At 71.1% G+C, this 10,102-nt stretch carries 10 protein-coding genes; 4 read left to right on the top strand and 6 right to left on the bottom strand.

Annotation, left to right across the window (positions count from 1 at the left end):
• Nucleotides 1-215: 215 nt before the first annotated feature.
• Together bldC and AB0M28_RS38625 are read right to left on the bottom strand one after the other, a co-directional pair.
• Nucleotides 216-422, bottom strand: a complete 207-nt coding sequence (gene bldC, locus AB0M28_RS38630) for a developmental transcriptional regulator BldC (RefSeq protein WP_027749187.1) — start codon at nt 420-422, stop codon at nt 216-218.
• A 582-nt stretch (nt 423-1,004) separates the two neighbouring features.
• Entirely contained in the window at nt 1,005-1,883 is an 879-nt protein-coding gene (locus AB0M28_RS38625) for a hypothetical protein (protein ID WP_365415201.1), read from the bottom strand.
• Nucleotides 1,884-2,085: 202 nt separating this feature from the next.
• Between AB0M28_RS38625 and AB0M28_RS38620 the strand changes: the two genes are divergently transcribed.
• Nucleotides 2,086-3,198, top strand: coding sequence for a Glu/Leu/Phe/Val dehydrogenase dimerization domain-containing protein (locus AB0M28_RS38620; protein ID WP_365415199.1), 1,113 nt, complete (start codon nt 2,086-2,088; stop codon nt 3,196-3,198).
• 370 nt (nt 3,199-3,568) lie between these two features.
• Entirely contained in the window at nt 3,569-3,841 is a 273-nt protein-coding gene (locus tag AB0M28_RS38615; protein ID WP_365415197.1) for a DUF3073 domain-containing protein, read from the top strand.
• 172 nt (nt 3,842-4,013) lie between these two features.
• Here the strand turns inward: AB0M28_RS38615 and purM are convergent, their stop codons facing one another.
• The 3 genes from purM to AB0M28_RS38600 form a co-directional block, all read right to left on the bottom strand.
• Nucleotides 4,014-5,081 carry a phosphoribosylformylglycinamidine cyclo-ligase gene (purM, locus tag AB0M28_RS38610; RefSeq protein ID WP_365415205.1) on the bottom strand — a complete coding sequence of 356 codons (1,068 nt, stop codon included), beginning with the start codon at nt 5,079-5,081 and terminating at the stop codon, nt 4,014-4,016.
• Between the two features lie 57 nt (nt 5,082-5,138).
• The gene (gene purF, locus AB0M28_RS38605) at nt 5,139-6,656 is read right to left on the bottom strand and encodes an amidophosphoribosyltransferase (protein ID WP_365415195.1); all 1,518 of its coding nucleotides are present in this window, start codon (nt 6,654-6,656) and stop codon (nt 5,139-5,141) included.
• Nucleotides 6,657-6,741: 85 nt separating this feature from the next.
• On the bottom strand, nt 6,742-7,383 hold the full coding sequence (locus AB0M28_RS38600) for a helix-turn-helix domain-containing protein (protein ID WP_365415193.1): 642 nt from the start codon (nt 7,381-7,383) through the stop codon (nt 6,742-6,744).
• Nucleotides 7,384-7,507: 124 nt separating this feature from the next.
• Here AB0M28_RS38600 and AB0M28_RS38595 point away from each other — a divergent pair, with 124 nt between their 5' ends.
• Nucleotides 7,508-8,983 carry an MFS transporter gene (locus tag AB0M28_RS38595; RefSeq protein WP_365415203.1) on the top strand — a complete coding sequence of 492 codons (1,476 nt, stop codon included), beginning with the start codon at nt 7,508-7,510 and terminating at the stop codon, nt 8,981-8,983.
• A 25-nt stretch (nt 8,984-9,008) separates the two neighbouring features.
• Here the strand turns inward: AB0M28_RS38595 and AB0M28_RS38590 are convergent, their stop codons facing one another.
• The gene (locus AB0M28_RS38590) at nt 9,009-9,659 is read right to left on the bottom strand and encodes a helix-turn-helix domain-containing protein (RefSeq protein ID WP_365415191.1); all 651 of its coding nucleotides are present in this window, start codon (nt 9,657-9,659) and stop codon (nt 9,009-9,011) included.
• A 37-nt stretch (nt 9,660-9,696) separates the two neighbouring features.
• Here AB0M28_RS38590 and AB0M28_RS38585 point away from each other — a divergent pair, with 37 nt between their 5' ends.
• Complete coding sequence (locus AB0M28_RS38585; RefSeq protein ID WP_365415189.1) at nt 9,697-9,969, top strand: rhodanese-like domain-containing protein; 273 nt, start codon at nt 9,697-9,699, stop codon at nt 9,967-9,969.
• The last annotated feature ends 133 nt before the right edge of the window (nt 9,970-10,102 follow it).

The following is a 10,102-nucleotide window of genomic DNA, read 5'->3' as shown; positions in this document are numbered from 1 at the left end:
GCGGGCGTTGACGCGGCCGTGGTCGAACACGCAGATGTCGTGGGCGAGGTGGTCGGCCTCGTCCAGGCCCAGACCCCCCGTGTACGCAAAACGCAATCGCGCTGGACCCGGCGGAGTCCAGCGCGATCGAACGTTCAGGGTGGGCATCAGATTCGGGGTGGGGGCCCCGAAATGCCCCGATATGTAGTTGTCTCGTACGGGGTCCGACGACTGGGTCAGACCTCGCTGCGCTGCTGCGGGATGCCCGCCAGCAGGGCACGGACCTCGGCCTCGCGGTAGCGCCGGTGGCCACCGAGAGTACGAATCGACGTGAGCTTGCCCGCCTTCGCCCAGCGCGTGACCGTCTTGGGGTCGACGCGGAACATCGTGGCAACCTCAGCAGGGGTCAGCAGCGGCTCGGCATCAGGGGTGCGAGCGGTCATGAGCGGCCTCCTCGGGAGAACCGAACTGATCTCGGTTCTTTCCTCTAAATTCTGCACCTTGACCCACGTTGCCCGAAATGGCGGGACGCGGGTCGAGTCGGTTATAGGACGAACGGCTTGTCCTCGGCACTACAACTACACCATCTGTCCAGCGCCGTGGCTCAAACCGATGGAATTGCCCTCTGAGGTGTTCAACCCCAGCGGAAGCCGATGGACCATGCCATAACGGACAGTCACCCGGTCGTAACGATCAGTCACAGCGCCATCAGAGGCCACAAGGCCCCCCATGGAGATCAATACCCGGCATTCCACCCTTAGTTGGATGCAAGGTACCCCTCCTGGACTCCTTGTCCTATTTTGACACGAGGGTATGGGATGGGGGCAAGGCCCCAGTACGTGGAATCCATCACGCTTGGGGCTTTGGCCCGGATCGGGACCTACGTCCCAACCTGCCCAGGACTCAGGTCACATGACCTCAGGCCATAGGTCCCGTCCCGCCGTGACCCTCGGTCACATGCGGAGGACCTTAGTCCGGAATCGCCCATCGCACTAGGTTTCGCATGTCAGGACTGGATTACGGATTCAACTCGCGAACTGCCGGTCCCTGACCAGTCCCCAACGATCCGTCAGCCTCCGGTACGCCGCCCCGGCCCGCTCGCCGTCGCCCGCGGCCAGCGCGGCGAGCCCCTCGGCGACGTCCGCGGCCGAGTGGTCGCCCTCCAGATGCTCCTTCGGCAGCGCGTGCACGAGCCCGCCGTAGTCCAGCTCCACCAGGGAGCGCGGATGGAACTCCTCCAGCCACCGCCCCACGTCCAGGAGCCCGTCGATGAGGGCCTCGTGGGGGGACGGCCGGCCGGTCTCGTCGTACTCCTTCGAGGCGTCCCGCAGCGCGCGCAGGCCCCGGGCCGCCCGCCGGCGCGCCTGTGCCATCGGCGTGCGGTAGCGGAACACCGGGACCGGTGGCACGGAGGGGGGCGCGGGCTCGTACTCGCGCTCCTCGTCGGAGAACAGGACGAACCAGCGGACCGGGACCGCCCAGACGCCGGTGCGGATCCAGGGGCGGGCGTCCGGGTTCTCCTCGCGCCAGCGCTCGTAGTCGGCGGCCGCCTGCTCGCGCACCACCTTCGGCAGCGCCGAGCGCAGCACGGGGTCGGGCAGCTCGTGCTCCAGCTCCTGCAGGGCCAGCCACGAGCGCAGCCGGGTCCGCCAGGGGCAGACACAGGTCACCCCGTCCACCACGGCGACGAACGCCTCGTCGCTCTCGTGCGGGGGCACGGCCACCGGCGGGGTGCCGGCCAGATCGGCCAGGGAGCGGCGCAACTCGTCCTGCGCGCCGGGCCGGTCCGCCCGCCGGGCGTAGCGGTACCAGTGGCCCCGCTCCGGCTCGGGGAAGGCGGCAAGGGGCTCGTAGACCCTCAGGTAGGCGGCGTACGGAACCACCACCGACGAGACGAGCGCCACGCCCACTCCCCTTTCCGACCCGCGGGCGATTGCCCGCTGCTCGATGCCACCGCATCGAGTCTCCCCCACACTGGGGAACCTCACCTACCCGGCTGGGGAGCCGCCGAGGCACACGGGAGGGACCTGACGTTCTAGGCTTGTGGATCGACAGGCCCTCCCCACCCTTAGGAGGGCGTCCCCGCGAACATCCGGAGTCACCACCGTGACCGACGTATCGTCTTCCGTCAGCGCCGACGGCAGCGTGCTCGCACCTTCTGTCCTGCAGACGCTCTTCCAGACCGAACAGGGCGGCCACGAGCAAGTCGTCCTCTGCCAGGACCGCGAGACCGGCCTGAAGGCCGTCATCGCCATCCACTCCACCGCCCTCGGGCCCGCCCTCGGCGGCACCCGGTTCCACGCCTACGCCTCGGACGAGGAAGCCGTCATGGACGCGCTCAACCTGTCCCGCGGCATGTCGTACAAGAACGCCATGGCCGGCCTCGCGCTCGGCGGCGGCAAGGCGGTCATCATCGGCGACCCCGAGGAGATCAAGACCGAGGAGCTGCTCCTCGCGTACGGGCGCTTCGTCGCCTCCCTCGGTGGCCGGTACGTCACTGCCTGCGACGTCGGCACGTACGTCCAGGACATGGACGTCATCGCCCGGGTCAACCAGTGGACCACGGGCCGCTCCCCCGAGAACGGCGGCTGCGGCGACTCCTCCGTCCTCACCTCCTACGGCGTCTTCCAGGGCATGCGGGCCGCCGCCCGGCACCTGTGGGGCGCCCCGACGCTGAAGGGCCGCACCGTCGGCGTCGCCGGCGTCGGCAAGGTCGGCCACTACCTGGTGGACCACCTCGTCGAGGACGGCGCGGACGTCGTGATCACGGACGTGCGCGCGGAGTCCGTCGAGCGGGTCCTCACCGCGCACCCGTCGGTACGGGTGGCTGCCACCACCGACGAGCTGATCCGCCTCCCCCTGGACGTGTACGCGCCGTGCGCCCTCGGCGGTGCGCTGAACGACGACACCGTCCCGGTCCTCACCGCGAAGATCGTCTGCGGCGCGGCGAACAACCAGCTCGCCCACCCGGGCGTGGAGAAGGACCTCGCCGACCGCGGCGTCCTGTACGCCCCGGACTACGTCGTGAACGCCGGCGGTGTCATCCAGGTCGCGGACGAGCTGCACGGATTCGACATGGAGCGCGCCCGCGCGAAGGCCTCGAAGATCTTCGACACCACGCTGGAGATCTTCGCGAAGGCCGACGCCGACGGCATCCCCCCGGCCGTCGCCGCGGACCGCATCGCCGAGCAGCGGATGGCCGACGCGAAGCGCGCGTGACCACCCCGTCCCGGTCTGTAGTGTGGGTGCCCCGGAGCGCGGGGCGCCCACACTTCGCGTGCCCGCACCGTAGGCGAGCACACACAGCGCGTTCGCGACCGCAAAGTGCCCGGACCGGCGTTACGCATCTCACGACGCACCGTCCGCCGGCGCCTCGTCAGCCGATAGAATCGGCCTGACCAGCAAGGACAGGGGCGAAGCCGGGCCATGCGACGTGGCCCGTCCTGCGAGCGGCGTACCGTATGGACGCAGAAGCAGGTACCGTTGAACCCCGACGGACCGGTCTCTCCCCGCGAGAGTCCGTTCCGAATCATGAACGCGTGTCAAGACTCTGGGGCCGTCGAGCCCCGCCGTATAAGGGGGTCGAGCCATGGGGCGCGGCCGGGCCAAGGCCAAGCAGACGAAGGTCGCCCGCCAGCTGAAGTACAACAGCGGTGGGACGGATCTCTCACGCCTGGCCAACGAGCTGGGCGCATCTTCACCTCAGCAGCCGCCGAATGGTGAGCCGCTCGAGGACGACGATGAGCTGGACGATGACCCGTACGCACAGTACGCGGATCTCTACAACGACGACGACGAGGACGAAGAGGACGACGACGAGCAGTCGTCGGGCCAGTCCGCATCGCGTCGTCGCGGGGCGTAGCACCTACGCGTAACCCCGCAGCAAAAAGGGAGCCCAGTCCGAGGTGAGTCCCCGGCGGGCCCTTTTTGCTGCCTTTTTGCAGCCCTGCCGACTGTCGGCCCTGCCGCTTTCCAGCTCTCGGGCTCCGGCTGCCGGGGGCGCACCCCCGGCAGCGGCACTCCTGCCGACGGGCTCAGCCCGCGTAGTCCCCGGTCATGGTGACCGCCCCGGACCGCTCGCCGCGCTCCGTGATCTCGCCGGCGACCCAGGCGTCGACACCCCGGTCCGCGAGGACCGACAGCGCGACGTCCACGGACTGCTCGGGCACGACGGCCATCATGCCCACGCCCATGTTCAGCGTCTTCTCCAGCTCGGCCCTCTCGACCCCGCCCAGCCGGCCGACCGTGTCGAACACCGCGCCCGGCGTCCACGTCGACCGGTCGACGGTGGCGTGCAGGGAGTCCGGGATCACCCGGGCCAGGTTGTTCGCCAGGCCGCCGCCCGTGATGTGGGAGAAGCCGTGCACCTCCGCGGTGCGGATGAGAGCCAGGCAGTCCAGCGAGTAGATCTTGGTGGGCTCGAGCAGCTCCTCGCCCAGCGTCCGCCCGAACTCCGGCACCTCGCGGTCCAGCGCCCAGCCCGCCCGGTCGAAGAACACGTGCCGGACCAGCGAGTACCCGTTGGAGTGAAGGCCCGAGGAGGCCATCGCGATGACGGCGTCCCCCGTACGGATACGATCCGCGCCCAGCACCTGGTCGGCCTCGACGACGCCCGTGCCGGCGCCCGCCACGTCGTACTCGTCGGCGCCCAGCAGGCCGGGGTGCTCGGCGGTCTCGCCGCCGACCAGGGCGCAGCCGGCCAGCACACAGCCCTCGGCGATGCCCTTGACGATCGCGGCGACCCGCTCCGGGACGACCTTGCCGACGCAGATGTAGTCGGTCATGAACAGCGGCTCGGCGCCGGTGACCACGATGTCGTCCACCACCATGCCGACCAGGTCGTGGCCGATGGTGTCGTGCACGTCCATCTTCTGCGCGATGGCGACCTTGGTGCCGACGCCGTCCGTGGCGGAGGCGAGCAGGGGGCGCTCGTACCGCTTGAGGGCGGAGGCGTCGAAGAGGCCCGCGAAACCGCCGAGGCCGCCGACGACCTCGGGGCGGGTGGCCTTCTTCACCCATTCCTTCATGAGCTCGACGGCGCGGTCGCCCGCCTCGATGTCGACGCCGGCAGCTGCGTAGCTGGCACCAGCCATGGCTGAGATCCCTTGGTGTTCGGTTACGTGGGGTCTTGGGGCCGCTGTCCGGTCCGGGGTTTCCGGTTACGGGCGGCGCAGGGCGTCGGCCGCGTCGCGGCCGCCGGCCACCTCGGTCTCCAGCAGCTGCTTGCCGAGCAGCTCGGGGTCGGGCAGCTCCATCGGGTACTCGCCGTCGAAGCAGGCCCGGCAGAGGTTCGGCTTCGCGATGGTCGTCGCCTCGATCATGCCGTCGATCGAGATGTACGCGAGGGAGTCCGCGCCGAGCGACTTGCCGATCTCGTCCACGGTCATGCCGTTGGCGATCAGCTCGGCCCGGGTGGCGAAGTCGATGCCGAAGAAGCAGGGCCACTTCACCGGCGGCGACGAGATGCGGATGTGCACCTCGGCGGCGCCGGCCTCGCGGAGCATCTTGACCAGGGCGCGCTGGGTGTTGCCGCGGACGATCGAGTCGTCGACGACCACCAGTCGCTTGCCCTTGATGACTTCCTTCAGCGGGTTCAGCTTGAGGCGGATGCCGAGCTGGCGGATGGTCTGCGACGGCTGGATGAAGGTCCGGCCGACGTAGGAGTTCTTGACCAGACCGGTGCCGTAGGGGATGCCGGAGGCCTCCGCGTAGCCGACGGCGGCGGGGGTGCCGGACTCCGGAGTCGGTATGACCAGATCGGCCTCGACCGGGGCCTCCTTCGCCAGCCTGCGGCCCATCTCCACGCGGGAGAGGTAGACGTTGCGGCCGGCGATGTCGGTGTCCGGACGGGCCAGGTAGACGTACTCGAAGACGCAGCCTTTGGGCTTTGCTTCAGCGAATCGAGAGGTTCGCAGACCCTGCTCGTCGACGGCCACCATCTCGCCGGGCTCGATCTCCCGGACGAAGGAGGCGCCGACGATGTCGAGCGCGGCGGTCTCGGAGGCGACGACCCAGCCGCGCTCCAGCCGGCCCAGCACCAGCGGGCGGATGCCCTGCGGGTCGCGGGCGGCGTACAGGGTGTTCTCGTCCATGAAGACGAGGCTGAAGGCGCCCTTGACCTGCGGCAGCACCTGCGGTGCCGCCTCCTCGACGGTCAGCGGCTTGCCGTCGTCGTCGACCTGGCCGGCCAGCAGGGCCGTCACCAGGTCGGTGTCGTTGGTGGCCGCGACGCGGGTCGCCCTGGTGCCCTCGGCGGGGAGCTTCTCGACGAGGGCCGCCAGCTCCGCCGTGTTGACGAGGTTGCCGTTGTGGCCGAGCGCCAGGGAGCCGTGGGCGGTGGCCCGGAAGGTCGGCTGGGCGTTCTCCCACACGGACGCGCCGGTGGTGGAGTACCGGGCGTGACCGACGGCGATATGCCCGGAGAGGGAGCCGAGGGAGGTCTCGTCGAAGACCTGGGAGACCAGTCCCATGTCCTTGAAGACGAGGATCTGTGAGCCGTTGCTCACTGCGATGCCCGCGGACTCCTGTCCCCGGTGCTGCAGCGCGTACAGACCGAAATAGGTGAGCTTGGCGACCTCTTCGCCGGGGGCCCAGACACCGAAGACGCCGCAAGCGTCCTGGGGGCCCTTCTCTCCCGGGATCAGGTCGTGGTTGAGTCGTCCATCACCACGTCGCACGCTTCGAGTCTAGGCCAGTTTGCGAGCACTCCGGCACGGGAGCCGCCGGGGCCGACGTGATCCCTGCCACGGCCGGCGGGCGCGCTCACCGTCCGGGGTACGCCCCCAGGCCGTGCTCCACCAGGGCGAACGCCCGCTCGGCCTCGGCGGCGGAGGCGGCGGCGATCTCGTCGGCGGACTCGCCCCGGCCCTGGCGCTGGCGGTTGGCCGCGATCAGGGCGGCGCGCGTCGCGGTGAGCACGCCCGCCGCGACCCGGGCGGTCGTCTCGTCGGCGCTCCCGTCCTCCGCCAGCAGCGCCCCGACGAGCTCCTCGGCCGCGTCGATCACCAGCAGCCGGGCCCGGGAGAAGAGCACGGGCGTGTCCTGCACCAGCTGGAACACCTTCAGGGTGATCGGGTCGCCGCTGGCGCCGACGGAGGGGTCGCGCTCCTCGAGGGCCTCGAGGAACTGGCGGCGCATCGCCGCCACGGCCGACTCGCCGGGAGCGCGGTCGCGGACCGCGCGGGCGCCGTCGGCGAAGTGCTCCTGCATCGGCGCGAAGACCAGGTCGTCCTTGCTGCCGAAGTAGTTGAAGACGGTCATCTTGGACACGTCCGAGGCGGCGGCGATCTCCGCCACGGAGACGTCGTCGTACCCCCGCTCGCTGAAGAGCGAGATCGCGGTGCGCCAGATCCGCAGTCCGGTCTCGAGCTTCTTGCGCTCCCGCAGCCCCATCGCCTCCGCCATGGGCTCACTCTACACCCGAGTTGACCGGGATGAATTTTCATCCCGGATAAATTCTTGACCGGGTCTATGTTTTACGGGCATGGTGGTGCCCATGACGACCTCCCGGGCGCCGCAGTCGCCCCCCATGCCCCTGAAGACCAAGCTCGGCTTCATCGCCTGCCTGGCCACCGTCCTGCTGGCCGTGCTCGACATGAACATCGTCTCGGCGGCGACCGTCCCGATCGTCCGGGACCTGGACCCGGCCCACGGGGTGGCCAAGATCCCCTGGCTGATCAGCGCGTACTCGCTGGCCGCCACGGCCGCGCTGCCGCTGCTCGGCAAGCTCAGCGACGTTTACGGCGCCAAGCGCGTCTTCCTGGCGGTCGTCGCGTTCTTCCTCGCCGGCTCCGCACTCTGCGGGGCGGCCCAGGACATGGGCCAGCTCATCGCGGCGCGGGCCGTGCAGGGCATCGGCGGCGGCGGGCTGATGAGCATCACGATGGTGGTCATCGCCCAGCTCAAGGGCCCCGGGGAGGAAGGCGGCGGCGGCCGGGGCGCCTCGGTCGGCGGACTGGTCGCCGGCGCGGGCATGGCGGTGGGGCCGTGGCTCGGCGGGCTCCTGGCGGACCACGCGGACTGGCGCTGGATCTTCTACGTCAACCTGCCGGTCGGCCTCGCGGTCCTGGCCGTCGGCGCGTACGCCCTCCAGCTCCCCGGACGCACCCGCGCCCACCGCATCGACTACCCGGGCGCGGCGCTGGCGGCGGCCTTCGCCTCGACGCTGCTGCTCGTCACGGAGTGGGGCGGCAAGGACTACGCCTGGGGCTCGCCGGTCGTCCTCGGCCTCGTCGCCCTGGCCCTCGCACTGCTGGCCGCCTTCCTGTGGCGGCAGTCCACGGCCGCGGAGCCGATCCTGCCGTTGACCCTCTTCCGCGACCGGACGCTGCGCGCGGCCTTCGCCATCCAGGGCCTGATCGGCATGGCGCTCATGGGCGGCATGGTCTACGTCATGATCTACCTGCAGGTCGCCCGGGGCATCGCGGCCGACGCCGCCGCCCTGTACCTGCTGCCGATGGCCGCCGGGATGACGGCCGTGGGCCTGCTCGCCGGCCGCCTGGGCTGGTCCAACCGCACCTTCGCGATCAGCGGCACGGCCGTCTCCGCGCTGGCCCTCGGGTGGCTGGCCACCTCCGGCACGGACACCAGCCTGTGGGCGATCCGCGGCGCGCTCCTGCTGCTCGGCATGGGCTTCGGCCAGCTGATCGGCCAGCTGATCGTGCTCGTCCAGCAGGTCGCCCCGCCCGCGCAGCTGGGCGTCGCCACCACGGCGATCCGCTTCTTCCAGACCCTGGGCGGCGCGCTGGGCGCGGCCCTCTTCGGCACGCTCCTCGCCCGCGTGTACGCGTCCTCGGTCCCGGGCGGCACTACGGACGACATCGCGTCCCTTCACGGTCCGGCGTTCGTACGCGCGGTGGACGCGTTCGTGACGTCGACGGACGCGGTGTTCGCGGCGGCGGCGGGGCTGATGGCGCTGGCGCTGGTGGCGGCGCTGCGGCTGCCGCACGACGCTGACGAAGGCCACGGGGAGCGGGCCCAGGACCGGGTGGCCGCCGCGGCCTGAGCGGTCACGGGGCAGACCCCACGGGTCACCCTTCCGGGGCCGCCCCGCCCTCGGCCTCGCCCCGGCCCGCCCGGCGCGCCATCCGTACGACTCCCGCCCGGATACGCTCCGCGCCCAGTTCGGGCAGCAGCGCCGCGACATGGTCGGCGGCCAGTGCGGCGAGCACGGCGTGAGCCGTGTGCTCGGGGTCCTCGGCGCCGCCGAGCAGGATCGTCAGATGCCGGTGCCAGAAGCGGTACGCGCCGATGCGGTAGCGGGCGCCGGGTGACGCGGTCTCCGACATCCGCACCAGGGCGAGGTGTTCCAGCAGGTAGTCCGTGTACGCCCCGGCGAAGGCCGCCCGGCGGTCCGCGTCCGGCGCGCCCGGGCCGAGCGGCGGCGGGCCGTGCAGGATCGCCTCCTGCAGTTCCCGCTCGCGGCTGTCGAGCAGGGCGGCCGCCAGCCCCGACCTGTCGCCGAAGCGGCGGAACAGCGTCCCCTTGCCGACGCCGGCCTCCCTGGCCACCTGGTCCAGCGAGACGGCGTCGACGCCGTGCTCGGCGAACAGCCGGGCGGCGGCCTCCAGTACGGCCGAGCGGTTGCGGGCCGCGTCGGCGCGCTCCTTGGGCGGCGGAGTGCGGAGCAGTTCCAGGGGAGTTGCAGAAGCGGACTGCGGTCCGGTACGGTCGGGCGACATAAGCGGACTATAGTCCGATTCTCTTGGAGGTGCACGTATGACTGCCCTGATCACCCGGGACGAGCTCAAGGCCGCACTGGACTCCGGAGCGGTGACGGTCGTGGACGCCCTCGGCGGCGAGTACCACGCCAAGCAGCACCTGCCCGGCGCGCTGCCGCTGGCGCCGGGGGAGGTCGACGAGCGGGCGGCGGCCCTGCTCCCCGACCGCTCCGCCGCGATCGTCACGTACTGCTCCAACCCGGCCTGCGCCAACAGCGGCCAGGTCGCGGACCGGCTGACGGCCCTCGGCTACACGAACGTCCGCAAGTAGCGCGAGGGCATCCAGGACTGGACGGAGGCGGGCCTGCCGACGGAGTCGCTCTGACCGCGGGCACCTTCGCCGTCTACGCCCGGGACGCGGCCGGCAACCGCTCGCCGCGCTCGGCGACGGTGGGCCTCACCAC

The organism is Streptomyces sp. NPDC051940, assembly GCF_040680895.1.
Taxonomy (GTDB): domain Bacteria; phylum Actinomycetota; class Actinomycetes; order Streptomycetales; family Streptomycetaceae; genus Streptomyces.
The sequence above is the reverse complement of the archived record's forward strand: the minus strand, read 5'-3'. Positions and strand labels throughout refer to the sequence as shown.

Excerpts from the sequence above, each read along its gene's own strand:
- AB0M28_RS38615 (WP_365415197.1), top strand. The coding sequence starts at position 3,569 with ATGGGGCGCGGCCGGGCCAAGGCCAAGCAGACGAAGGTCGCCCGCCAG.
- AB0M28_RS38595 (WP_365415203.1), top strand. The coding sequence starts at position 7,508 with ATGCCCCTGAAGACCAAGCTCGGCTTCATCGCCTGCCTGGCCACCGTC.
- AB0M28_RS38585 (WP_365415189.1), top strand. The coding sequence starts at position 9,697 with ATGACTGCCCTGATCACCCGGGACGAGCTCAAGGCCGCACTGGACTCC.
- bldC (WP_027749187.1), bottom strand. The coding sequence starts at position 422 with ATGACCGCTCGCACCCCTGATGCCGAGCCGCTGCTGACCCCTGCTGAG.
- AB0M28_RS38600 (WP_365415193.1), bottom strand. The coding sequence starts at position 7,383 with ATGGCGGAGGCGATGGGGCTGCGGGAGCGCAAGAAGCTCGAGACCGGA.
- AB0M28_RS38590 (WP_365415191.1), bottom strand. The coding sequence starts at position 9,659 with ATGTCGCCCGACCGTACCGGACCGCAGTCCGCTTCTGCAACTCCCCTG.